The sequence below is a fragment of the Sinorhizobium mexicanum genome (assembly GCF_013488225.1).
Lineage (GTDB): Bacteria > Pseudomonadota > Alphaproteobacteria > Rhizobiales > Rhizobiaceae > Sinorhizobium > Sinorhizobium mexicanum.
This window is the reverse complement of sequence record NZ_CP041239.1, coordinates 1-24,579: the sequence shown is the minus strand read 5'-3', so window position 1 is coordinate 24,579 and position 24,579 is coordinate 1. Positions and strand designations below refer to the sequence as shown.

At 59.7% G+C, this 24,579-nt stretch carries 15 protein-coding genes and 1 pseudogene; 10 read left to right on the top strand and 6 right to left on the bottom strand.

Translation table 11 applies throughout. The features are described from left to right. Positions 1-88: 88 nt before the first annotated feature. The 3 genes from FKV68_RS20265 to FKV68_RS20255 form a co-directional block, all read right to left on the bottom strand. The gene (locus FKV68_RS20265; RefSeq protein WP_180941783.1) at positions 89-3,238 is read right to left on the bottom strand and encodes a UvrD-helicase domain-containing protein; all 3,150 of its coding nucleotides are present in this window, start codon (positions 3,236-3,238) and stop codon (positions 89-91) included. Next, positions 3,238-5,922, bottom strand: coding sequence for a PD-(D/E)XK nuclease family protein (locus FKV68_RS20260; protein WP_180941782.1), 2,685 nt, complete (start codon positions 5,920-5,922; stop codon positions 3,238-3,240). The genes FKV68_RS20265 and FKV68_RS20260 overlap by 1 nt, the downstream gene beginning before the upstream one ends. 158 nt (positions 5,923-6,080) lie before the next feature. Then, a complete protein-coding gene (locus FKV68_RS20255; RefSeq protein WP_180941781.1) occupies positions 6,081-6,269 on the bottom strand; it encodes a hypothetical protein in 189 nt (62 codons plus the stop codon). A 183-nt stretch (positions 6,270-6,452) separates the two neighbouring features. Between FKV68_RS20255 and FKV68_RS20250 the strand changes: the two genes are divergently transcribed. From FKV68_RS20250 to FKV68_RS20215, 9 genes are all read left to right on the top strand, one after another. Next, positions 6,453-7,370: a helix-turn-helix transcriptional regulator gene (locus FKV68_RS20250; protein WP_209647337.1), complete on the top strand. Its 918-nt coding sequence runs from the start codon at positions 6,453-6,455 to the stop codon at positions 7,368-7,370. 300 nt (positions 7,371-7,670) lie between these two features. Continuing rightward, positions 7,671-10,847 (top strand): N-6 DNA methylase family protein, encoded by a 3,177-nt coding sequence (locus FKV68_RS20245; protein WP_180941780.1) that lies wholly within the window; start codon positions 7,671-7,673, stop codon positions 10,845-10,847. Positions 10,848-11,409: 562 nt separating this feature from the next. Then, on the top strand, positions 11,410-12,099 hold the full coding sequence (locus FKV68_RS20240) for an RNA polymerase sigma factor (protein ID WP_180941779.1): 690 nt from the start codon (positions 11,410-11,412) through the stop codon (positions 12,097-12,099). Beyond that, positions 12,096-12,644: a hypothetical protein gene (locus tag FKV68_RS20235; protein ID WP_180941778.1), complete on the top strand. Its 549-nt coding sequence runs from the start codon at positions 12,096-12,098 to the stop codon at positions 12,642-12,644. The genes FKV68_RS20240 and FKV68_RS20235 overlap by 4 nt, the downstream gene beginning before the upstream one ends. A gap of 1 nt (position 12,645) precedes the next feature. Next, positions 12,646-16,056, top strand: coding sequence for a UvrD-helicase domain-containing protein (locus FKV68_RS20230; RefSeq protein WP_180941777.1), 3,411 nt, complete (start codon positions 12,646-12,648; stop codon positions 16,054-16,056). 86 nt (positions 16,057-16,142) lie between these two features. Beyond that, the gene (locus FKV68_RS20225; RefSeq protein WP_180941776.1) at positions 16,143-17,009 is read left to right on the top strand and encodes a multiubiquitin domain-containing protein; all 867 of its coding nucleotides are present in this window, start codon (positions 16,143-16,145) and stop codon (positions 17,007-17,009) included. A gap of 1 nt (position 17,010) precedes the next feature. Continuing rightward, positions 17,011-18,408: a ThiF family adenylyltransferase gene (locus tag FKV68_RS20220; RefSeq protein ID WP_180941775.1), complete on the top strand. Its 1,398-nt coding sequence runs from the start codon at positions 17,011-17,013 to the stop codon at positions 18,406-18,408. 2 nt (positions 18,409-18,410) lie between these two features. Further along, complete coding sequence (locus FKV68_RS33160) at positions 18,411-18,776, top strand: ubiquitination-like system serine protease family protein (RefSeq protein ID WP_345799326.1); 366 nt, start codon at positions 18,411-18,413, stop codon at positions 18,774-18,776. Then, entirely contained in the window at positions 18,745-19,122 is a 378-nt protein-coding gene (locus FKV68_RS20215; RefSeq protein ID WP_427915994.1) for a WGR domain-containing protein, read from the top strand. Before FKV68_RS33160 ends, FKV68_RS20215 begins: the two co-directional genes overlap by 32 nt. Before the next feature lie 43 nt (positions 19,123-19,165). On the opposite strand, the gene FKV68_RS20210 is transcribed toward FKV68_RS20215, so the two are convergent. Further along, the gene (locus FKV68_RS20210) at positions 19,166-20,305 is read right to left on the bottom strand and encodes an RHE_PE00001 family protein (RefSeq protein WP_180941773.1); all 1,140 of its coding nucleotides are present in this window, start codon (positions 20,303-20,305) and stop codon (positions 19,166-19,168) included. A 504-nt stretch (positions 20,306-20,809) separates the two neighbouring features. On the opposite strand from FKV68_RS20210, the gene FKV68_RS20205 reads away from it, so the two are divergent. Beyond that, positions 20,810-21,727 (top strand): recombinase family protein, encoded by a 918-nt coding sequence (locus tag FKV68_RS20205; protein ID WP_180941772.1) that lies wholly within the window; start codon positions 20,810-20,812, stop codon positions 21,725-21,727. 137 nt (positions 21,728-21,864) lie between these two features. On the opposite strand, the gene FKV68_RS20200 is transcribed toward FKV68_RS20205, so the two are convergent. After that, positions 21,865-22,071, bottom strand: a complete 207-nt coding sequence (locus FKV68_RS20200; RefSeq protein ID WP_180941771.1) for a cold-shock protein — start codon at positions 22,069-22,071, stop codon at positions 21,865-21,867. A 162-nt stretch (positions 22,072-22,233) separates the two neighbouring features. Beyond that, positions 22,234-22,956: pseudogene (locus FKV68_RS20195) on the bottom strand (HEPN domain-containing protein); the annotation flags it as partial. Positions 22,957-24,579 lie beyond the last annotated feature (1,623 nt).

Genomic DNA, 24,579 nt, shown 5'->3' with positions numbered 1-24,579 from the left:
ACAATCCTTGCGATCGCAGAAAATTTGTATGGAGGCAATGGTAATGCGTCGCCGGACGACTGCACGGCCTCGTCGTTACAGGGGACCATCATTCCGTCACGCGCGCCACCCGCAGCAGAGCACCGACGACAGGCATGTGAATCCAAAGCTCCTCGCACGATCGCCCCGACACCATAGCGACGGCTTCGCCATAAAGCCCAAGCTGAGGAGCGTGGTGGAGAGCGAGCCCCTCCCACTGCTCCATCCGTCCAGGGAAGCTCTTATGATCTATAATTGCAGAGCTATCTTCCAGGTTCACGAGCAGATCGATCCTGCCTTGAACGAGCTGGTCGCCAAAGCGCGCGGTCATCGGCGCCTCAGGAAGCATACTTCCGTTTGGCCAGCGGTTTCTGAGCCAAACAGAAAGTCTGTCGCACGCGGTCAGCGCATCGACCGCGGCGAACCCTTTCACCCCCCAACTGGTGAGCATCGCGTCGGCGTCTGCAAGCCGTTGCGCTGTCTCCCGGCTGCCATCATCGTAGGCAATGATGGCATGCAAGGCTTCCCCGAGCGCAGCCATGTCTGCGACCCCATCGATCGGCAAGCGCCCACCGAGGTTCACTCGTTCCACAACCCTCCAATCGCCTCCTTCGGCGTCGCTGGGTCGCAGGTATAGCGGTGGCCGTTCAGCAGGAGCGCTTCGCGGCCGGACGAAAGATGGTTGCGCGTAACGCTCCTCCGGGGCTTCATCCGCTGCAAGCGGCCGGACATGCGCAACAAATGTTCGGCCGCCGACCGTCAATAGATTGTCGTCCGCCGGCGGTGGGACAACGTGTGGAGCACCATCAGGGTCATCCAGCAATCTCAGCCAATTCAATGCCCCTTTGGCTGGCGGCGCGAACACGAGGTAATCACGAGCACGCGTCACCCCGACATAGAGGAGTCGGATGTCTTCCTGCACGGCGCGGCGCCAGGCGCCCTGACCATGCTCGGAAGCGAACGCCGCAACTTCCAGCGCGCTGTCTTTACCAGACTGGCCATAAGGCCACGGCCAGAATCGGATCCACCGCCTCTCGAGGGGCGCGCGCCAGTCGAGCTCGCCATTTACCTCCGCGACCGGCTCGAACACCCGCGCCCTCGGCTCCCATGCAAGCCCCGTCAAGACGGTCATAGGCCACTCCAGACCCTTCGCACCATGATAGGTCATCACCTGAATTGCGTCCTTGGCGAGACTCGGTGGTCGCTTTGGATCGGCACCCTCGAGGCTGAGGAGCAGGCCGTGCAGCGTCGCCGGTGCCCCGGAGGAGGCGCATTCGTTTTCATAGGCGGTGGCGAAGCCCCGAAGCGCTTCAAGATCGTCGAAACGAATAGCAGGGTCACCCCACTGCTCAATTTGCGCCATCATTGCCGGCAAGGCGAGCACCGAATCCACGAGTTCGGCGGGCGTCAGGTTCAGTACCCGTTCGCGAAGCCGCTCAAGCTCATCTGCGACAGGAACTCTTGCGCGCAGCGCAGCGACGGAGTCCTCAGCGGCCGCTGCAATCAGCCAGTCGTTTGACACCGCATCGTCGCCGAAGAACCGGGCCAGTTCAGCGAGCGCCAACCGGTCGGTCGCGTCGGCCAGCCAACGGCAGGCCGCCAGAACCAGCTCGACGTGCGGGGTACGTGCCAGACCAGAGCGCTCCACCGCGACCGGCAAACCAGCTCGGCTGAGTGCCCGTGCAAAACGGGCAACATCGATATTCGTACGGCAAAGGACGGCAACATCGCCCGATCTGAGTGGTCGGTGCTCGCGTCGCAGGCCTTCGACCATCCACTGCGAGGCATCCGCCAGGCAGTCACGGATTCCCTCCGCCAGCGCTTGCGCTTGTTCCTCGACTTTGCCAAGGAGCGGCCACCAGGCGATTGGCGGCTGATCGAACCCGAGGTCCGAGCGCTCGGCTCCGGAAAATGCATGCTGAGCCGCCGGCAAGCCCATCCGCTCGAAAGCTGGGGTAAACAAAGCGTTCGACAGCTCGATCACCCCGGGACGACTCCGCCAGGATTTGGCGAGGACGTCTTGCGGTTCCGCGGTGACGCCGGCGCCAGTAAAAGCGGCTTGGGTGAGTTCCGTATCGGCTCCGCGGAAGCCATATATTGCCTGTTTCGGGTCGCCGACCCAGGTGCTTTCCTCAGCGACTTCCGCCAAAGCCGAGAACACCGCCAGCTGCAGCGGGCTGGAATCCTGAAACTCATCCACGAACACCCGGCCAACACGTTCGCGCAGCCGCCCAACGCGAATAGGATCCTTCAACACCTCGAGGGCGAGTGCCTCCTGATCCGTGAAATCGAGAAGACCACGCTCGGCCTTCCAGTGTTGATAGGAGGTCAGGGCCTCCGCTGCACAACTGAACGTCTCACGAGCGAACTGCTCGGTCTCGGCCCGCAGCCGGGGGTGATCCACATGACGCCCGGCAGCAGCGATCAGATCGTCCAAGGCTTCTGCGTAGGCCGGTCCATCCTTGGTCCGGGCGCAGGCGACCTTCGTCAGTTTTGCCCATATCGGCCAGTTGAGCGTTTCCCCTCGCAACGCGCGCTCATGCGCAGCACGAATGGTTGGCAGATGCCCTTCCGCAGTCTTGCTTAACTTTGCCGGACGGGCGGCCATGACGGCCGCGAGCGCCGCGGCGATTGCTGTATCCAGCGCTGCACCGTCCACAGCTGGCGGCGGCTGGAGCGCTCGGTAGGTTTCGACCGAGAGCTCTGCCGACGCTAGTAGGCCTGTGGCATCGAGACCGTTGGCTCGTGCCAGATTGACGATGGCTCGGACCGTGCGCCGCCAGTCCGGTGGCTCACCGCTATCCGGACGCCTCGGGTCATTGTAGCCGAAGCGTTCGGCCAGAGGGTTCAGCACGCTGGCTCTTGCCGCAATGGCGGCATCCGCGGCTACACTGAAGACCAGAGCCTCGTTGCCTTCGCCGATAACACTCGTTGACGGCGAGCGCCCCAGATCCATCGCAAAGTCGCTGACGATCTGGCCGCACACAGCGTTCACGGTGCCAAAACTTGCCCCAAGAAGACGCACGGCGGCATCAGTGTTCCCCCCGTCGAAGAGCTTCGCCCGGGCGCGCTCGACAAGTTCGTCAGCGGCTTTGATCGTAAAGGTGGTAGCTAAGATTTCTTCTGGCGAACGGATGGTGACCTCTCGCGCAATGTCGGCGACGATACGCGTGGTTTTGCCGGCACCAGCGGCTGCCGTGATGGTGTTAAGTCGACGCATCAGATGGCCTCCACTTGGACACGGCACAGACTCGTTAAATCGCAGAAGCGGCAAGGTTCCTTCGGCGCCTCGAACGCAAGACCCTCGGGCCGGTGCTCGGAGGCGTCCTCGAAACCGGCCGCCACCAAAACGCCCGATGAGGCGAGATCACGCCAGTGCTTCCAATCACCCGCAACCATGTCCAGCGTTTCGCTGTCAGAGCGTTCGGATTCGATCGGTTGGTCGGTGAGGATCGACCCCTCACCGGCCAGGATGCTGCGCTGGCGCAGCAGGAAGTAGCCTCCTGAACCCTGGGCGCCGGCGTCATTCGCAATCGCACGATATACGGCCAACTGAACGGCGCTCCCTTCGGCGATTTCCTCCCGATAGCGCCGCTCGGAGCGGGTCCATTTCAGGTCAAGGACAGCAACCCGCGACCCGCGGCGGACGAGCAGGTCCAACCTGCCCTGAAGGGCGAGATTTTGGTGAGAACCTTCGCGTTCCAGTTCCGAGCCAACGACTTCCAGTTTGCGCTCATGCAGCAAACGCACGAGCGACACCAACGCAGCTGGCACAAGGTCGCGGGCGGCGGAGAGCTCGCCAGCAAGTTCGGGCTGCAACAGCGGAGCGGCAATCTGCGGCAGCAGGACTTCAAACAGATCCCTGGCGGTGGCGCGAACACCCTCGAGCGGCGGCGGCGGCCCGGCGGGTAGTAACTGTCTCGCAATCTCATGTGCCAGGTTTCCGAAGAGCTGGTCCGGCCCTGGAATCTCGGCGAAGCGGCCGGGCCGCACGCCCAGCACATCCTGAGCGAACCAACCAAACTGGCAGTTCAGGAGCCGGCGAAGCGACGTCGCGCTCTCTCGCCGTCCCTCCATCAAGGCGGCCGCGCTCGAAGGCAAGGCCCACCTAGCAGCCCCGACGGGCGGTTGCGTGACCTCGGCGGTCTGACGGGCGAGAACCCGTCCTGAGAGTATTGCAGCGGGTTCGCGCAGGGCACGCTCCGCTTTGAACGCCACCCCGTCGGCAGCGCCTTCAAGGATGGGCTTCAACTGGTGAGCCAGAGGGTGCAACGTGGTGTGGTCATCTCGTGAAAGCGCCGGCCGCACAAAAAGCACCCGCTCTGACGAGCGCTGCAGGACCTGAGTGTAGCCGGCTCCAATCCTACGCGCTGCCTCGGCGGAAGGCTCGAGGGTAACGCCCGCTGCCTCGAGAGCCTTGACCTCAGCTCGGTCCCAAGGGCAGCGGAAGACGCGTTCGCCTGGGCCAACGAACCCCCACCAAATTATCCGAGGCGCCGCAGACCAAATTGCTCCGGGGAAACGAACAGCGCGCACATCTCCTGCCTCCGGAACATGCGCTGGATTGGCTACGCCTTCTGACAGCACCTGACCGACGATTCGCTCAAGGAGCAATGCCGGAATGACCTCCAGCTCCAACCGGTTGAGCGCGTCCACGACGGCACCCGCCGCACCGGCGACTGCTAACAAGAGCCCGTCGTTGCGCCCCGCATCAGCGCGCAACGCCCATGCGGCCACTCGGCCCGCAATCGCCTGCGCCTCAATAAGCGGAATTCCTGCGATCTTGTCGAAGCGACCGACATCAGTCCACGTGCGCCATTCGGCAATCACAGCATCAACCTTCTTCCTCGCGTCCTTCGGCTCAAGCTCGACGTGCATCTCCAAGAGCCGCGCATCGATCTCGCCCCAAGCATTGAGCCAGGCGGCACCACCGATACCTGGCTCCGAGCTCAAGGCGCGGGCAAGTCGCCTTGCCGCCCAACGTGAGATCGGCGGACGAGGAAGCATGAGTAGATTGAGAAGGACTCGCGGATCAAATGGTTGCCAAGCAGCGGCGTATGCGAGCGGCAACACCTGGAGCGCACCACGCCAGGCCGATGAAACTGAAAGTCCAAGGGCAGGAAGGCCGCGTGTCCGCAATGCATGATCGAGTAGTGCCGTGTCTCCGCTCGGGGCCAGAACAACGGTTCCCGCGCGTTCCTCAGGCGGACTGGCAGCCAGCCAATCGGCAACAGCTTCCGCGGCCATGAGTTCCGTATCGGCCTCGACTACAACGAACGTGCCGTCTCCTTCGAGCGGCTCTCGTCTTTCGCCGGCGAGCGCGCTCTGTACCTTTCGAAGGTCGGAGGCTTCTGCGGCGGCTGCACAACCGTCGTGCTGATCGACCGAGACACCGGCAAGCTGTAGCGCCTCTATCAGCCGCCGCCACAGCGAGGGCAGTAATTTCCGCGGCTCCGTCAGTGTCAGCTGTTTGATCCGAAGGCCGGGACGGCTTGGCAACGCCGTGAGCAAGCGAACTGCGCGATCGGTCAGACCAAGGGGCAACATCGTGCCGGCAAGCTCCGCCGCGGCCAGGTCGTCGATCCGGCCCGCCCCGACGGGTTTGCCCTGCCATCCTGCCGCGATGAGGTTGTCGCGCCATTCCAATAGGGTCGCCGCAGTGGACCAGGGATCCTTCCCGAAAGACCCATTCCAGAAGCGGCCAACGCCCGCAGACTGGAGCTTGGAGAGGTAGCTCGCGATCCGTACGGCACGGGAAGCGCTCGGGCCGAGCAGTCCGAGCTGCACCTCAATTGCGCTGACAAGACCGGCGGGGCCCACCACGGCCGCGTCGATGGCGCCCGCCGCCCCGGTTGCCTCGGGATACACGCGTCCGTCTGCAGACAATCCGAATACCAAATGCATGTTTTTAGCCCCTGCTTGCGCTTGAATAGCGCCACCCCCACTCAAGCCGTAAACAAACAATTCGTCGACCGCGGAGGATCAATCATGTTGGAGAGTGAGCGACGAACCTGGCGCGGCGCTGGCACCAAACGCCTTGCCGCGCCAAATCCGAACTATCCTCACGAGTTCTCTGTGTCGCGGCCGTCGGGCTCCTTGGCCACCCCTTTGAACTTGCCCGGCGTCTGCTTCACCTCCATGAATTGTCCCGTGCGCTCATCGCGTTTCTGGTACATTCCATCCGAGCGCTCGAACTGAGTTCTGCCGGTTACGGCGCCGCGTCGGTACCCATCTCCAGTATTCTTGGCCATCATCAAATCCCTACTTTGGACATCCGTTTCGCGCGGCTCTCGAGCGCGGCAGCTTCCAGCCTTGTGGGTTCCCTTATTTCCGGCTTGCCTCTTTCGTCTGGAAAGCGGATTGTGCCACTTCAACCCGCATCGTTACTATAGGGCTATAGTTTATATACATGTCAAGTCTGGATAGAGGTTCTCATGTCCGAAACCGATGATCGACGCACCTGGACCCAGCAACGACGCTTTGAGCTCGTCGAATGGAAGATGTTCTGGGAGAACCGGGTGATCAGAAGCGACCTGGAATCGACATTCGGCATTTCCACGCCGCAAGCCTCGGTTGATCTTAGGAATTATAGGGAGATCGCTCCCGGGAATCTGAAACCAACCGCGAGAGGCTACAAGCCGTCGGCAGTGTTCAAGCCGCGCTTCCTGATTCCCTCTGCCGACCGGCTGCTCCTGCAATTGCGGGCAGCGCTCTCGGGTGTCATCCCGAAATCCGACCTGTGGTTCAGGGAGGTGCCCCCGGTTGAGGTCGCGCCGGACATCGCCCGAAGCGTCTCAACTGAGTGCTTGCGGAAACTGCTGATGGCAATGCGGGAACGCGTGGCGCTCGATATCCGCTATCATGCGCTTACAGGCGCGCGTCGGCGTGCGATCGCGCCTCATGCTCTCGCGTTTGACGGTCATCGGTGGCACGTTCGTGCCTGGTGCTGCGATAAGGAGGACTTCCGCGATTTCGTGCTCTCACGCATCGACGAGATCGGAGACACAAAGCCGGTACAATTCGATCCCGATCACGACATCGAGTGGGCTACAAAAATTATGCTTCGACTTAGGCCGCACCGCGGCCTCTCGCCGCAGCAGAGCAAGACGATACAACTTGACTACGGAATGGTCGACGGTCACCTCGATCTCGAAATGAGAGCCTCTCTTGCGTTCTACTTTATTCGCCGCATGAACCTGGACCTTTCGGCGTCGAAAGAGCTTTCGCCCGGGCGGTTGCAGCTCGAGCTTGAGAATTCCGAAACAGTAATGGAGCAGCTCCAAGAGGCTAAGGAGCGGACAAAGGAGCTCGTGCGAAACGCACGAGAAGACAACTCGCTAGATGGACAATAGATTGACCTTTCTACCGAGTATCGGCGTGCCGCAATGCACCATCTTTTCGGCCGGTCGGACGTTCTCGGGACTTCGTGATGTCGTCCCAAGATGCCGTTGGACCTTCTTCTCTGTTCCAATCAACCCTAGTCCGATACGGACGTCGAAACCCTTACCTATGGAACTCAACTCTATCGGCAATAGCCGGGCCGTGCGTGCACTACATCGCCCGCCCAGAAAGCAGCATTGCTTAGAAAAGGTTGACGCGAATCGTGTCTGAATGCACCGATTCACGAATCAGATTCATGCGTCAGGGGTCCAATGTCCAAGGTCCAGTCACTGTTCAATTCGAGGGTGCTTCGTAACGTTTTGCGCGGCGAAAGCGAGCGTGGTCTTTCGCTGCCAGCCGCTGCCATCACCGCGGTGAATCACTGGATTGGCCAGCTTGAAAGGGGCGTTCTCAATAAGCTAACGGAGAGTTCCGCCGAGCAGACCTTCAACAGCGAGATCCTTGGTACAGTCTTAGGTTACGAGCAGATCGGCCGAACGGTTGAAGCTTCGCTCATGCCGAAGCGTTCGAGCGGCCGACATACCCCTGATTTCGTCCTCGGTCGATTTGACCTTACCGCGGGGGTGGAGGAGTGGGGCGCAGTCGGAGAGATTAAAGACGCCAAGACCGATCTGGATCAGCCGCAGGTGGGAAGAGCCAATCGAGAAACCCCGGTTGAGCAGGGGTTTCGTTACGCGACGCAGAAACCCGGCATAGAATGGGTTCTCGTTACCAATCTGCGTGAAGTGCGCCTCTATAAGAATGGCTACACCGGAGCTTATCACTCTTGGGCTTTGAACGACCTTCGCGACCGAGAGCGCCTCTTTGAGTTTTACGTGTTGCTTAGGCCCGAGGGGCTGCTTGGTCGTGGCCGCGAACCCGTGGCCAGCCGCGCGTTTCGAGAATCAATCTCGGCAGGTCGGGAACTTACAGAAGGATTCTACGGTCTCTACAAGGCCGTCCAAAATGAACTGATAGCATGCCTAAGTGCGCAGCCGGCATCGGCGGGAATGACCTCTAGTCAGCTGTACGGGAAGACTCACAAGCTCTTGAACCGAGTCCTCTTTGTCGCATTTTGCGAGGATCATCCCGCGGAGCTAGTACCGAGAAATACACTACGCCAGGTAGTGCAAAGAGCTCGCGCTGATGGCCGGGAGGGTGCCTACTGGCGCGAGTACCGCGATCTGTTCTCCGCATTGAACATCGGCGGGGGTGTAGATGGTGTGGCGCTCAATGCTTTCAATGGCGGTCTGTTTGCGCACGACGCCTATTTCGATGCGGTCCAAATTCCAAACGCCCTGTTTGAGAAGAGATTCCGAGTAGGGCGCGGACGACGGCAGAGCTTGGAGATCGTGGGGGTATTCGGATTCGACGTTTACGATTTCGCAGAAGACCTGGATGAACAAGCCCTAGGAGCCATATTCGAACAGAGCCTGAAAGACATAAGCAACGGGCCGGCGCGCGTTCGCGGAATCGGCGAGATCGAGGTCACCAGTCAGCAGGTCGGCGGAGTCTATTATACGCCCCAGGAGGTCACCTCGTACTTGGTTGAACGCGCTCTGCGGCGAGTATTTGAGCGTTTGCTTGAGGAAGCCGAGACTGCCGCCACGGGCCATCCGAAAATTGGCGCAGGGCGCGGTGCGGCTCGTCGCCGGCAGATGGTGCTCCTTACCAACTATGCCGATCGGCTCGGCTCGTTGAAAGTGATGGACCCGGCTTGTGGGTCTGGGGCTTTCCTGGTGGAGGCTTTGGCCCAGTTGCATGATGAGCACGAAAAGACAAACCGTGCACTGGCAGAATTGCAAGGGTCGCGACGGCAGAGATCGTTGCTTGATTTGGATAGACTGATCCTCCGCCAGAACCTGTATGGCCGGGATCTGCTGCCTGAGTCGGTGGAGATTTCCCGGCTAAGCATTTGGCTGCGGACTGCACGCCGGGGCGAAAAGCTAGAGACACTTGACAGCTCTATCACTGTCGGTGACTCGCTTCGCAGCGGCGATGACGAAGCCTACGACGTTGTGATCGGGAATCCACCATGGGGAGCTGAACTCGATGGGTGGTCAGCACGTGAAATAGATGAGCGTTTTCCTTTCAGCGGAGAAGAGCGGGATTCCTATGCTCTATTCGTCATCAGGACCTGGGAAATGCTCCGGCCGGAGGGAATGTTGGCCTTCGTACTCCCAAACTCCTGGCTAACTGTAGATGGCTATGGCTCGTTTCGGGCTTGGCTCCTGCGGCACTTCGAGTTGCTGGAGATCACCAATACGTGGAAGATCTTCAGGGACGTAAATCACGATGCCATGCTGCTCGTTGCTAAGAAGCGCCGCGAGCCGCTCGCCAGCGTGGATGCTGTGGGATTGAGCACAATGCAGATAGCTGCCCTTTCGCGCGGCCGTTCCGAGACTGCAAAGCTCAAGCAGCTTGCGGAGCGCGACTGGTTTATAGCGCATGATACAACGCAAGGCTTTCAGGCAAAACAGCCCAACCATCGCTTCGAAGTAATCTATCCATCACGCATTGCGGACGAATTGGACCAAATTGCGGGCCGTTGCATGCGACTTGACGCGGTCGCTGACGTGACCGTTGGCATTCAGGTCTATCACCACACGAAGGTGCCGAGGGAGTTCATCCAGAATCGCGGTTTCCACAGTCCTACGCGTGAGGGCAGTGACTGGTATCCCTATGTCGACGCCAACGACGTTCAGAGATATTTCATTGAGCCAAGCACGACCCAGTGGCTGCAGTACTCTGATCTGCTTCGAGATAAGCGCGAACTGGATCACTATGCTCGACCGCGCATCCTCGTTCAGCAGATATTCTGGCAGGGAATGTCAGCGTGCCTTCAGACGCCGACAGATCCAGTTCTGTATCTAAACACCCTCTTCGCAATCTACAACGCACGGGGCGTCCCGCTCCGAACGCTGCTGGGACTACTCAATAGTCGCTTCGTTTCAGCCACCTACGAGCGTTTCACGAACCGTTTGTTTGGAGACAAATTCCCGAAGGTCAGCAAACTGGATCTGGCTAGTATTCCCGTGCCGCGGATGAGCAGAGCTTCGTCAGCTGCCATCGGCGACGCCGCTGTCGCACTTCAAGGTGAGTGGGAGGCTCTGCGGCAGGCACTGAGAGAAGCTAACGCCGATTTTGCGGCAGCAACACCCGAGGCGAAGCTGACGAGAGTCGAGAAATTTTGGGCGATTTCGGAGACGGAGTTCAGCCGCAAGGCAACTGAACTCTTCGGTCCTCTTACCCCCACCCAGATCGCTTTCGTTCGATCTGCCTATCGCAAGGCCAAAAGTGCAGTCGACACACGATGGCACCGAATTGTGGAAGTTGAAAGCGCCTTGGAAGGCGCCGTTCGGAAGGCATATCGTGTAAGTGACCGCGTATATGACGCCGTGCTAGATCGCGTGCCTACGCCGACTGTGGCCTGGGCTCTGAGGCCTTGACATTTGGCACCAATCGAAGGCAGGCGCGAACGGACTTCGTCGAACGCTTTGGAGGGTTAGCAACGCATTGGGGCCGGGGTCCAAATATGTCGTCTGACGACAGCGGCGACTGTCTGAGGTACCGGCAATGCATTCTTGTTTGTCGGATGAGCGGAGCCGACATCGCTAGGTCGTGAGCTTGTCTGCAGCGGTTCGCCGGTACTTTAGAACGCTTCAGTCTCAATAGCTCGGAAGCCCGCAAAGAGCGGACGCGACCAGTGTCATCTGGTAAACGAGCAACTGCAACCTGAGCGGAATTAGCAATCTCGAGAGATAGGTGAGTGTAGGAATCGGAGTAGAAATAGCCTCGAATGAAGGCGAAGTCCCTTACTTATTCAACAATTTAGGTGGGACAACGCCTTGCGGAACGACCCGCGACGTCAAATATGTACAACCTACAAGTAGCTGAGGGGGATTATTGGTCGAGCCGCTAAGACAGACTTATCCTGATGGCAAGCCGTATCGTCGCAGGCCAGAAATCGAGTCGTTGATCGAATACCTCGAGAGGATACCTCGAGACGACTTGATCGAACGTATGCGAATCTCATCCCCGGGGCATCCTGACTTCCTGCCTTCGGAATGCCTCCTGCACTTCGTCCGTAAATCGAAGCGGGACAATTCTAGTGTCCCGTTCGAACTTATGTACAAGGCATTGATTGCCAGGATCGAGCGGGCCGCTGCGACGCCGGGGGCGTATCACTATGTAGGTGAAAAGCAGGCCGTCAGCTCCCGCGCTGAAAAGATTATCGAAGCGGTAGTCTTTGCTTTCGAGGTCAAATTGATCGAGGACCGTAACGGCTATCTAGCTGCGCTGGATTATTTTGAGGTGAATTTTGCAGCGGCCATAAAGGCGTTGCGTCTGACAGCGCGCGCAAAGGCCGATCTGGAAGAAAAACGAAATCAGCCATTGTCCTACGACGACGACGAAACGATTTCGCCCGAAGTCGAGAAGGCTGCCGGATCATACGATCCATTTAAGTCCGAAAAAATTGACGATCCGGCTTACCGGTCCGCGCTCGGTGTTGCGATCAACAAGCTACCCGCAGAAGAACGTGAAGTTATTCTGCTCTCCCTCAAGGGCTACAACGATGCCTCGAGCGACCCCGAAGTCATCACGATATCCGGCCTCCTCGGATGCAACGACCAAACGGTCCGCAACCGCAGGAAGAGAGCTATTGGCAAGCTCCGGAAGGCTATGGAGGATTTAGAATGAACCGGCATCCAAATGACATTGAAAACATTCTCGCCGCATTCGCGGTCGAGCCGAACCACGACAAAGAGACCCTGGATCGATATCTAACTACCTATCCAGACCTTCGGTCAGATCTCTTGAACTTATTGCTGGAGCTCGACTTCGACGACGCGAGCGAGATACCGCTTGACCTCGACTCCCCTGTCGTCGCGGCATCGTGGTCGAGATTTTCGCAGATTACGGGTGAACCGCTGTCCGCCAAGCGCTTCACCAAGGACGTGGCGACTACGATAGGTGTGAAGACGGCCGTCATCATGCAACTACGCGATCGAGCGGTGATTTTCGCGTCCATTCCCAAGCGATTCCTCGCTCGCTTGGCCCAAGCATTGGGCACCGGCATCGAAGAGCTGACTTCCTACCTCAACGCTCCGCGCGTTCTTGCAGCCGGCGCAAGCTATAAGGCCGACACAAAACCGAACGTAACCTCTCAAATGGAACTGGCATCGGTTTTGGCGCAATGCGGCCACACGCCGGAAGAAATCGCCGAGCTGGTTGACGAGGCGTGACATGGACGCGATCGAGATCGGCCGCCAACGTGCTGCAGAAATCAACGCAGAGCTGATCGCCAGAGGCGCCGATGTCTCGAAACCCTATCAACTGGCTGTCACGGCTGCCGAAAGGGCCGGCGTAGAAGTTCAGCGGGTCGAGAAGGGCAGCCCGATGCTCAACGGCGCAAGGGCCATCTTCGATCCAGACCTGCCCATGATCATGCACGAGGCGACCGGATCGGATTTCGAGGATGCCTTCCTCGTGGCCCATGAAGTGGGACATGTGGAGCTGGGCGACAGGACCCGGCGCTATGAAGCGGGCGAGATCGATACTGCTCGGCCATCCGAAATGCCGCCGGTTGGGGCCGAGCGGGTGGAAGATTATAGCCGTCGGCAACGCCGCGAGGTTCAAATGGACCTATTCGCGCGCGAACTTCTTCTGCCCCGCGCTACGGCCAAGTCACTGCATGTCGACGGCTCAATGACGTCCGCCCAGATCGCCGAAAGGATTGGCGCTCCTCGATCTTCGATAATCCAGCAGTTGCTCGACGCGCTTCTCCTGCCCACCGTCGTGGCGGAAGAGCGCAAGCCGACTGAAGAGCGCGCCCTGAACGAGAAGCAGAGGTCCGCCGCGGAACATTGGGGCGAACCCTACTTGCTCGAAGCAGGCCCGGGTACGGGCAAGACCCAGACCTTGGTTGGCCGCATCAAGTGGCTACTGTCCAAGAGCGTTGATCCACGCAGCATTCTTGTCCTCACGTTCTCTAATAAAGCCGCAGGCGAATTGTTCGATCGGATCGCCGCTGTCGATGCCGAGGCCGCGGCGGCAATGTGGATCGGGACGTTCCATTCTTTCGGTCTGGACTTGGTTCGACGGTTTCACGACCGTCTTGGAATCCCCGACGATCCAAAAATGATCGACCGCGCCGATGCTATTGGCCTGCTCGAGGTTGAGGCCCCTAAGCTCGGCCTTCAGCACTACAAAAACCTCTGGGACCCCACCGAAAATCTCGACAGGATTTTATCAGCCATATCTCGGGCGAAGGACGAGTTAGCCTCGCCAACGGAATTCGAAGGTCTGGCGATCGCGATGGCCGAAGCCGCGGAAAGAACAGGTGATAATGATGCAAAAATCGCGGCGGAGAAGCAGATCGAAGTAGCGCGGGTGTATCGACGGTATGAGGAAATCAAAGGCGCGCTGCAGCGCCTCGATTTCGGCGACCTCGTCACATTGCCGGTCAAGCTCTTGACCGAGCACGAAGATGTTCGAAACGAGCTATCGGAACGCTATGCTCACGTTTTGGTCGACGAGTACCAAGACGTCAATCGCAGCAGCGTCACCTTGCTCAAGAAGCTTCGGCCGTCAGGGCAGCATCTTTGGGCTGTCGGCGATGCGAAACAGTCCATCTACCGTTTCAGGGGCGCTTCATCCGTCAACCTGACCAATTTCGCCAGCGATTTCCCTGGGACCAAAGACGGCCGGCTTTCAATCAATTACCGTTCGACCGACGAGATCGTGAAAACGTTCTCGAGGTTCGCTGAGACGATGAATGTCGCCAAAGGTAAGGACTCCGGACTAGAAGCCTATCGGGGCGCGTGTGGCCGCAAGCCCGAACACCGACAAGTCGATTTTGCAGCGGACGAGATTGAGGCGGTCGCGGAGGCCATCGAGGCTTTCCGAGCGGAAGGCATTGAGTATCGGGACCAAGCAATCCTTTGCACCGGGAACGACAAATTGGCCAAGTTCGGCGCCGCGCTCGAAAGCCTGGGCATTCCGGTTCTACATCTGGGCAGCATCTTTGAACGTCCTGAGATCAAGGACCTGCTATCACTCCTATCTATACTGGTGGATGGACGCGCGATGGGCATCGTGAGGTCCGCGGCGATGCCACAGTTCCAAATGAGCATCGGGGATGCCGCACACATCGTACAGCGGCTCGCAGCCGACACTCGACCTGCTCCTGCGTGGATGGGAAACCCTGACCGATTCCCAGAACTCACGCTTGCGGGTCGATCCGCGCTCAACGCCTTGAGCCGCGCGATGGAGGGGTTTAGCGCGGACTCGTATCCGTGGGACGTGCTGGCTACCTTGCTACTCGACCGCACTAGAATTGCTGCAGATCTGGCGTCGAACTCCGCCATCTCAGCGCGCGCCAAAGGCATCGCGATATGGCAGCTGATGAACTTCGTTCGAAACCCAGCTCCGGGCCAAGGATCGCCGATCGGGCGGTTGCTCGACCGTATCCGCCGATTGGTCCGCCTTGCCGATGAGCGTGACCTAAGACAACTCCCTTCCTCAGCTCAGGGTCTCAACGCCGTCCGTTTGATGACTATCCACGGCTCCAAGGGACTAGAGTTCCGGGCAATACACTTCCCAGGGGTGAACACGGGAAGCCTGCCACGCTCGCCCAATCTGTTCCAAGGTATCGAAACGCCCGACGGCTTGGTGCGAGGTCTTGTCGGAACTGGCAGGGAAGTCCGAACACAGGCGCATCTCGATGAGCAGGAATGCTTATTTTATGTGGCGATGTCGCGAGCACGAGACTGCCTGACGATCTACACGCCCACCATGCAGAAGGGTGGTCGGAAATGGGGCCACTCCGAGTACATCGACAGGATTGTCCCACCCTTGGTTCAATGTCGCGTGGATCCGGCGTTGGAATTGGTGGCTGAGGATGAGAGTCACGTGGAAGTTGTATTCGAGGGTCCGGTTACCATCGAGGACACCCGGCTCGGAACCCATGACAGCTGTCCCCGGCGCTTCTACTATTCGCACCTGCTTGGGGTAGGCGGGACGAGGGTGGAAACGACCTTCATGAAGATGCATGACGCCGTCCAGATGGTTGTGGACTGGGTGGTTTTAAGATCGCCTGAGCTTGTCGACGCGGCAGAGGTCGATCGCCGTCTTGTGTCAGCACTTGAGGAAACCGCCGTCAGTGAGAATGGATACGCAGATGAATATCGAGCGATTGCTCGGTCCCTCATCAAGAAACTCCTCGACAGTCGCGCCGGTATGACAAAGCTCACGCATCCCGACCTAAGCCTTGCTTCGGGCGCGGCCAGGGTTCAGATTCGCGTGGACGATATACTTGTAGATGCTTCTGGCCGAAAACTGGTTCGGCGCATACGGACGGGCCACGCAACCAAATCGTCCCTTACGGACGCAGCTTCAACCTCGATGTTCTTCGGGGCACGCAATTCGTTCCCTGGTGCGCTCGTCCAGATCGTGCACCTCGCGGAAGAAGAACCGACACCAATCGAGATCGATGCAAAGAAGTTCAATGCGCGGCGGGTAGCCGTTGACGATGTCATCTCGGCGATCATGACTGGCGACCTTCCGCCAGATCGCAGTAGCCGCACTTGCCCCCGATGCCCAGCCTTTTTCATCTGCGGTCCGTTGCCACCAGGCACACTCGTAAAAAAAATTTGAGGACCCCTTACCGGTTCGCTCCGGTCGCTCCGATTGTCTCTTCGTAGGGCATGCAGTTCCGCAGAAGCCCATGGAGAAATAGAGTTATGACAATCGAGAACCGTGCGGCCGATACCGCCAACACTGCATACCGCGTCCGCTTCACCACGGATGGCGTGAACTTCAACAACTCGTCCGTCGCAGACCCGATCCCCGTCGGGCGCCAGATCCTGGCCGCAGCAGGCATCCGCGACGTGGAGAACTATTCCCTTTTCGCGATCTTGCTGAATGGCGAATTCGAGGACGTGCGCCTCGACGAAACCTTCGACTTGCGCGGCAAGGGCACAGAGGCATTCGCCTACTTCGAGACGGATCGCTCCTTCAACTTTACCATTGAGCAGCGCCAGATGTCCTGGGGCAAGAACCTGATCAGCGGCAAGGCGCTCCGCACTCTTGCGGGCATCGACGAGCGCTACACGATCTATCTTGAGGTTCGTGGCGGCCATGACCGTCCTATCGCCGACACGGATCTTGTCGATCTGTCCGGCAAGGGTATTGAGCGCTTCATTACCGTCATCTGCGAAACGACGGAGGGGCTGGCCGCCCTTCCGTCAACCGATCGCCAGTTTCTCGAGAACAATGGTTTGGCCTATGAGATCGTTGGCGACGGAGAGGCGAGCGGGGTTGTGATCAAGAACTTCCCGCTCCCTCCCGGCAAGTTCGATCACGACACCGTCGACATCATGATTCAGCTCCCTTGTGGCTATCCGGATGCCAGTGTCGACATGTTCTACACTATGCCTTGGATTAAGCTGAAGGCGTCGGGGCGCTACGCCAATTGCGCCGATGTATCGCATCAGTTTGCCGGCCAGAACTGGCAGCGTTGGTCACGCCATGCCGATTGGCGCGCGGGTATCGACGGCATCCGCACCATGGTCGCCCGTGCCGAACTCGCATTTGCAAAGGCTGCCTAAGATGACGGCGCTCGACATCACAATTCTGGAGCAGCACATGGAACTGCTCCGTCCTCCGTTTCCCGCGCGCGACGCCCCGGAAGCGGCTGCCTATATGCTGCTTGGTGCCTCTGATATCGGCGCCGACCTCTGGTCCAGGCAGCCGCGGCTTCGTCTGGTCAGCCATCGGGTTATCGATATTCCCGCTGCCGACCACATAAGCGCTTCGCCGGTGCACGTGACCTGGAGCACCGTTGGCTTCATGCGTCTTCTTGGCGACGCGATGATCGCTGGAAAAGTGCCGGCGATTGTTCATACGCACCCTGGAAGCTACGCCTTTTTCTCGGATCAGGATGATCGGAACGAACAGGAACTAGCCCGCACGGCACATTTGAAGGGCGTTCGTGGCTTGGTCAGCATCGTTCTTGGTGGCGATGGGTCTGTCAGTGCCCGAATCTGGACCGCTGCAAACACCTATATAGTCGCAGATACGGTTCAGATCGTCGGTGGACGCTTCATCCGGCATGCTGCTGAAGCAACGGAAAGCGCCGAAGCGGAACACCTTGATCGCCAGCGTCGGCTCTTCGGTGCTGGCTTCAATAAGACCCTCCGCTCGCTTCGCGTTTGCGTGGTGGGCTGCGGTGGCACCGGTAGCCCTGTCGCCCTGCTGCTCGCTAGGCTTGGGGTAGGCTACATCTATCTGATCGACAACGACACGCTCGCCGAAACCAATCTCAATCGCGTGCATGGATCGCATCGGCCTGATGTGGGCATGGCGAAGGTCGAAATCCTCAAGCGCGAGATCGAAACCATGGGCGTCGGCTGCCATGTGATCACAAGCAAGGCTTGGGTCAAGTCGACCGAAGTTCGCGATGGCTTGAAGTCGGCGGATTTCATCTTCGGGTGCACGGACGATAATTCGGGTCGCACCTTTATCAACCGCCTGGCCTACTTCTACGGTATCCCACTGATCGATGTGGGTCTCCGTATGGTTGCCGCCAACGAGAGGCAAATTAATGATCTGAATGGGCGCGTCACAACCGCATTGCCCGGCCGTCCATGCTTGATCTGCTCCGGTGTCGTCAACGCCGCGCGGGCTCATGAGGAAGATCTTGAGCGCACCCGTCCGGAGGAATTCCAGAAGCGCAAGGAGGAAGCCTATGTCATCGGCGGTGGCGATCCCGCACCGGCGGTGGTCACATTCACAACCGAAATGGCGACCGTGGCAGTGAATGAGATGATCGCGGCCATCACCGGCTTTCACGGGAGCGAGGGGATGATCTCCAATCGCGTGCGCCGGTGGCACAGCCGAGACGACCGCTTCTTGGCGCATAGAAAACGCGATGGTTGTCCCGTTTGCAACTCCGACTGGTCTCGTGGTGCCGGCGACGTCGTGCCCTTCCTTGATATGGTGAGCTAATTATGAGGTCGTTGCTCTCGCGTGCCCTCAGGTTCTTTGGCCTGTTGAAATTTGATTTATTGGTAGAGTCCACTTCGACCCTCCCGGGCGACGCAATTCTGCCAGATGGAAAAATGTTCGTCGTCCGCGACGGCGATATCGAGAAATGGGCATGTTTCACCTGCCCCGGCGGTTGTGGCAAAATCATCAATCTTTCGCTCAACCCCGCACGGCGCCCGAGATGGGGGGTTGTTACTGACTTCTGGCGGCGGCCAACCGTGCAACCATCTGTCCATCAGTTGAACGCCTGCGGGTGCCATTTCTGGGTCAAGCAGGGTTGTATCGATTGGTGCAAGGATGGGCGTCCGATGGGTGTCAAACGAGACTGAGGTCCTCTGTCGCCTGCGCCTCCAACGGTGCGCTGTAGGCGCGGCGCCCGCTTCCCTTCAACAAGAGCTTCAAAAAGAGGTCGGCATCATGATCGCGCAACACTACCATCTCTATGCCGAACGCTTGGGTAGCTCGAAGAACATGGCACGATTCTGTGCCATGGAAGTCACGACTACATTGTTTGGAGAAGCCTGCCTCAACCGCTCTTGGGGACGCATCGGAAAACGTGGTCAAAGCATAAACCACCATTTTGAACGAGAAGAGGAGGCAGTCGATCTTTTTCTCATTCTCACCCGGCGAAAGCTGGCAAAGGGCTATCAACCCCGCAGCCATCGGCAAAGCTGAAGTCACAGCCAATGCCTGCGCGGCGCTGCCCTCTCTCAATCAACTAGATCACGCCCCACGCCCGAAACCTCCCCCTCCCCGTCATCTCGCGAAGGCCGAGTTCGCCGACAATCCGCCGCGCCGCCTGCGGCGTGACCTCAAGGGTCTTCACGACCATGCCGGCCGAGACGAGCGGCTTTGTCATAACGAGCTCGATCAGCTCCGGTAGTTTCGATGACGTGCGCCGGCCGTTGAGTTTTCGCTCCATCATCTGTCTCGCCAGCGCCAGCCGGTCATGTTCCTTCAGTCCGATCTCGGCGACCACGGTCACGCCGTGAGCGATCGCCAGCAGCCGGATCTCGCGATCGCGATGTCGGCGCCGATCGACGGGGATCGATTTCAGACCAAGATTGAAGGCGGCGAGATGGGCCGCCGTGGAGACACCGGCCTGGCGCAGCAACGACGCCGCCAGCAGTCGGCCGAGCCAGGGCGCGTGCTGCAACACCGCGAGCTCGTTCCAGGCATCCAAGGCGACGATCGCCTGTAGCACCGGCGGCAGATCGCCGACTTTTTGGAGCACGCCGCGCCATTCCTCGAGACGCGCGTCCTCGTCCCAATCGAGATCGTAGACCAGCGGATCCTTTTCCCGCCTGCTGACACGGCCAGGCGCTTTCGCCGCTTCGATCGCCGCGTCCGATCGGGCGAGCAGCGCATCGATCGCGGCCAGCTCGGCGTCGAACGGACTGGAATCCTGCTCGGATGCGTCCTCCCCCTCCCCTGCTTCGACGGCAGCAGCGTCCGCCGTCGCTCCGACACCCACTGGACTGTCGCCACGAAGCGATACAGCCGGTCCCGCCTGCCGGAGGGTGCGCAGACCGTCGGGGCTCAGCGCCCAGCCCGGCGGCTGGGATGCGATGCGCCGGCGGGAGCGCAGCACGTCGCGGGCGATCGTCAGTTCGTGCGTCGGCGTGCGGATGTCATGGCCGGCGTCGTGCAGCACCAGGTCTTCAAGGTGTACGAGCTCGCCGTCGATCCACAGAGAGGCGCAGGCATCGGCGAAATGCATGCGTTCGAGAAAGCCTTCGCCGACCGCCGAACGGGCAATGCGTTCGTCGAGACGGGCGAGCGCGATGCCGGCGTCGGAGAGCGGCCGCAGCAGGGTCTGGATGGGCAGTTTCGCGAGATCGTAAACCATTGAAATCATGGTAAATGATTTGTGAAGAGAACTCTATATCAAAGTTATAGTTCCTCACCGGGTATGGCTTGTTGTTGGGTACTCGCTATCGATAGGGCCCAAGTATCGATAGGGATGGATATGGAGGCTCAGACGCGGCTATCTCGGCCAGCCGGGACGGTGGATTCCCCGGAAATCCAGGCTTTTGAGCCGACCCTTTGGCCCGATCGCGTGGAGGAGCCTCGGGCCAGCGGCTGGCTGCCGAGCTGCCGCCAGACGGTTCTCCCCTCTCCTGGGCCATCCAAAACGGCAGGCCGGGAAGCCGACCCATTCGAAACAGCTGATTTTGCGCCATTTCGCCCACAGAAGCCCGCTGGCGCGGTTTTGCGACCGCTTGCGGTCCGTGGCTCATCCGCACCGTCATTTCGATTCTGGCGGGCTTCCATTCGGAGCATAAAACACGCTTGCAAAGGAACCTTTTCTGATACATTTCTTGTTTGTACAACCCGCCCCCGAGACGGCTGGAAAAATCCAATGACGAGAGCTGCAAACCTCAGTCCCCCTCCCCTGCCGCAGAGGCTGATCGGCTACGCCCGCGTTTCCACCGACGATCAGCTCAACGACGCGCAGGTCGACGAATTGCGGGCGGCCGGCTGCCACCGCATCCACCAGGAGCACGGATCCGGCGCATCACGCGCAAGGCCGGTGCTTGCGAAGCTGCTGAAGGATCTCACCGCGGGCGACGTCCTCGTCGTCGTCCGGCTCGACCGCCTGGCCCGCTCGGTCAGCCACTTGCTGGACGTCATCGAAGACCTCGAGAAGCGCGGCGTGCATTTCCGCTCGCTGCGCGATCCGATCGATACCTCAACGCCGCAAGGCATGTTTTCCCTGCAGGTGCTCGGCGCTGTCGCCCAGCTCGAGCGCGCGCTGATCGCCGAACGGACGAAGTCCGGGATGAAGGCTGCCAAGGCGCGCGGCCGGCTTGCCGGCAACCCCGGGCTGCGAGAGCGCCGGCCGGAGGCAATCCGTGCGGTCTCAGTGGCGCGCGAGCGCGCCTACCTCGATGAGCTGATTTCGTCGGCGCAGACATGGCTGCCGACTGTACGGCGACTGCGCCCGCAACACAGTTGGGACAATGTCGTGCGCATCCTCAATCGCAGGGGGCACGACTGGACCGTCGAACGGTTGCGCCGGGCGGTCCACCGGCTGGTGCGCGAAAAGCTCGCGGAACCGGAGCTGCTTGCCCGATCGCCGCGCCGACCGCCCGAGGATCACCTGATGCGTCTGGTTGCCGGCATCGCCATTGCCGATCCCGATCTGTCGCTGCGCGACATTGCCGCCCAATTGGACCAGATGCATGAACGACCGCCACGTGGCGGCCGCAAATGGCAACCGTCTTCGGTCCAGGCACTACTGGAGGAGGCGCGCCGCTTCGGGCTGGTTCGCTCCTGACAGCCTGATTCATGAATTAAAGAGCGTTCAAGCCGCGTCCGAGCCAGGTGCAGCACTGTTTCCGGTCGCCGCATGCTTCGAAATGGAAAAGGCGGAGCAACCCCGGCTATTGCAAAGCTCGCGTGTGAGGAAGCGGCCTAGGCCTGCAAATTGTCCGCCGACATCTTGCCGGACTTACGATCCTTTACCAGCTCGTAGCTGATCTTCTGGCCATCCTTCAGCTCCCGCAGGCCAGCCCGCTCCACCGCGGAAATGTGGACAAAGAAATCGGCGCTGCCGTCGTCCGGCTGAATGAAACCAAAGCCCTTCGTCGCGTTGAACCATTTTACCGTACCGGTCGCCATCTTGCCTTCCTTCATCATTTGCCGTGCCGCCACAGGGCGAACAAGGCTTGTTTGTACGCGAGCACAGATAGACGCTTCTGCGCTCCGGACAAAGCAGCAAATTCCGCCCGAACCGTGACGCAACTGCGCAGCCCAAGCAAGCGACCTTCGTCGCGATAGACGCTACTTTTTGCCTCTTTGTTTCACCGCTTCCCCTTCGAGTATCGCTAGATGCTCGCGGCAAATGCATTCGACAAGCCGAAGCAGCACGTTGGCGCGCTCCATCAGCCAGTACAGCGCTTCCTTCGAGACCTCAAAATGGCGGGAATAGCGAGCCTTTACATAAGCCTTGTTGAGAACTTTGAACCAGACGGTGTGGCGGTGCTGTTCGCGCGGCCAGGCCTCCACGAGCCGCCGGTCCCGGTCTTCGGCCAGACCGCGCAGGAACGTCAGGTTATGCGAGGGAGGGCTGTGGTTCGTCAGGGTCAGTAGCAGGGCGGGATAAGCGGCCTCAACGGCTTGGTGGAGCAGGAACGCCGCGTGATTGTCCCAGTTGCGGGAGATTGCCATACGGCTAAGCTCAAGGAACCGTTGGGCGCTGCTGTGTTGCCTGTCGAAATGCTCCCTTGCCGCCTTGAGAGCATCGCCCGGACCAAGCGCCTTCGGTTGCGCGAGCGGCCGCTCGTCGAGTTCGTAGAGCACAATCCCCTCGCGCAGGATATCGGCGAAGAAGAACTGTCCCTCGGCGAGGTAGTTGTTGACCTCTCTCGCACCGTGCGCGATCAGCCCGACCGGCGTCGCTATGGCCTTGTCCCACCTCAACCGGTCGGTGGCCCTGTCCCAGTAATGCGGCTCCGCGAGCTTGCGGTCGCTGACAAGGACGAGAATGTCGAAGTCCGAGGCATAGCGCTCTCGTGATCGTATGAGCGCGGGAACGCACGGGAAAGCCGTCGCCGAGTCTGCCTCGGGGCACAGTGGCTCGGGGCACGACCCTATTCTTCGCCGAGTTTAGTCGCGTCGTCTGCCTCCGTGGCAGCGTCGTAGCCTGCATTCCAGTCGCTGTGTTTGGGGGGGGGGGCCGGGCTGGTAGAGATTTTCCTCCTTACTCATCCCGGTCTCCGCCGCCGTGACGCCTTCATCGAAACGCGACAATACCGTTGCCACCGCGGCCCCCGAACTTCGTTACGGGCCCTCGTCATCCGGACGGACTGTACCAAATTGGTGAAGTGTAAGCGCGCTGCATCTTACGCGGCGGCCGTAGCAGAAGGCGCGCTGCGTCAATCGAACTCAGGACCCATTCGGGCCTTTGAACATCAATGGGGCACGAACATACGGTAGCAAGATCAAATGGCGAATGAAGGTCCCAGGGACCAGATCGGGGCCAGGTCAAATAGAGCGTCACACGTGGAGGATATCACCGGCGAGGAACCGGTCCGTACCAACCCGGCCGAGGAAGCCCCCCTGCCCTGCCATGGGTTTCAATCCGCCTCGGCCGCACCAAGACGATGACGAGCGATGATGACGAACATGTGCTCTTGATCTGCCGACCGGTGACCAGCATTGAAACGGTGGCTTATGGATGGCCGGGATCAACAGCGGACCGGAGTTCCGGCTCATCGACCAATGGGCAACTCGACCTGCGAGCGACTACCGCCGCAGTCGGTTAACCGGATTCTCAAAAGCCGTGTCAAGCAGGTCGGTCTCGAAGATGGACGGCGCTGCGGTCGCCGCCGCAGGAAATACGCTGGGCCAACCGATCACTAATGCTCTATTGGAAGTGTTCGACAGTCATTCTGGCAAAACGACGAAACGCGCCCCTTGGCTCGTCTAGGCCACCCACGTCGCCAGCTCTGAACCGCAATCGTCTGACTGGCTCCAAAGCGAATTACCAACGACTTTATGCCCCGCGTCCGACAAATAGGCGATCAACGCCTCGAAAAAACGACCGAAACCCTTCCTTCAACAGCAAACGGAGACAATTTGAAACTAACGCTTTGATTCGGTTGGGGAAATTTCCGTTTTTGTCAGGTGACAACTTTTTGCAGTCTGTTTTGAGGACGCAATACGTCTTCCCCATACTTCGCAACCGATCAAAAAGCCAGAATCTAGTGGAGCATTTGGCCTTTCACAGCATCGTCCCGGCGCCTCAGACTAGTAAAAGAATTATCACAGCACCTCTATGGTCAAGCCAGTTCCCGCGAAAACCGTCTCTGGCCCGATGCTCGAGTGTCTCCGCCAACCTCTGGAGCACAATGCTGAGGGAGCGGCGGACTGGGTCGGCCTTGTCCCTGTATTGGTGTCCTCCACGTTGCTGGCGAAAGACCCTGCATGCACTGTGAAGTCCCTATTCGTACCGACTAGAATCACTTTAGTTGCTCCCCGCCGGGACCACCGCAAGCGACAGCGTCGGACATAAGTTCCCCCTAGTCGGTTGATTCTACGTACTGATCTGCCGATTTTGTCAGCCGACAACAAGCTGTCGCCAAGAACTGAAGGCATCGGTTCCAGCCGATCAACCAGGTTCTTCGA

Excerpts from the sequence above, each read along its gene's own strand:
- FKV68_RS20265 (WP_180941783.1), bottom strand. The coding sequence starts at position 3,238 with ATGCGTCGACTTAACACCATCACGGCAGCCGCTGGTGCCGGCAAAACC.
- FKV68_RS20260 (WP_180941782.1), bottom strand. The coding sequence starts at position 5,922 with ATGCATTTGGTATTCGGATTGTCTGCAGACGGACGCGTGTATCCCGAG.
- FKV68_RS20255 (WP_180941781.1), bottom strand. The coding sequence starts at position 6,269 with ATGGCCAAGAATACTGGAGATGGGTACCGACGCGGCGCCGTAACCGGC.
- FKV68_RS20250 (WP_209647337.1), top strand. The coding sequence starts at position 6,453 with ATGTCCGAAACCGATGATCGACGCACCTGGACCCAGCAACGACGCTTT.
- FKV68_RS20245 (WP_180941780.1), top strand. The coding sequence starts at position 7,671 with ATGTCCAAGGTCCAGTCACTGTTCAATTCGAGGGTGCTTCGTAACGTT.
- FKV68_RS20235 (WP_180941778.1), top strand. The coding sequence starts at position 12,096 with ATGAACCGGCATCCAAATGACATTGAAAACATTCTCGCCGCATTCGCG.
- FKV68_RS20230 (WP_180941777.1), top strand. The coding sequence starts at position 12,646 with ATGGACGCGATCGAGATCGGCCGCCAACGTGCTGCAGAAATCAACGCA.
- FKV68_RS20225 (WP_180941776.1), top strand. The coding sequence starts at position 16,143 with ATGACAATCGAGAACCGTGCGGCCGATACCGCCAACACTGCATACCGC.
- FKV68_RS20220 (WP_180941775.1), top strand. The coding sequence starts at position 17,011 with ATGACGGCGCTCGACATCACAATTCTGGAGCAGCACATGGAACTGCTC.
- FKV68_RS33160 (WP_345799326.1), top strand. The coding sequence starts at position 18,411 with ATGAGGTCGTTGCTCTCGCGTGCCCTCAGGTTCTTTGGCCTGTTGAAA.
- FKV68_RS20215 (WP_427915994.1), top strand. The coding sequence starts at position 18,745 with ATGGGCGTCCGATGGGTGTCAAACGAGACTGAGGTCCTCTGTCGCCTG.
- FKV68_RS20210 (WP_180941773.1), bottom strand. The coding sequence starts at position 20,305 with ATGATTTCAATGGTTTACGATCTCGCGAAACTGCCCATCCAGACCCTG.
- FKV68_RS20205 (WP_180941772.1), top strand. The coding sequence starts at position 20,810 with ATGACGAGAGCTGCAAACCTCAGTCCCCCTCCCCTGCCGCAGAGGCTG.
- FKV68_RS20200 (WP_180941771.1), bottom strand. The coding sequence starts at position 22,071 with ATGGCGACCGGTACGGTAAAATGGTTCAACGCGACGAAGGGCTTTGGT.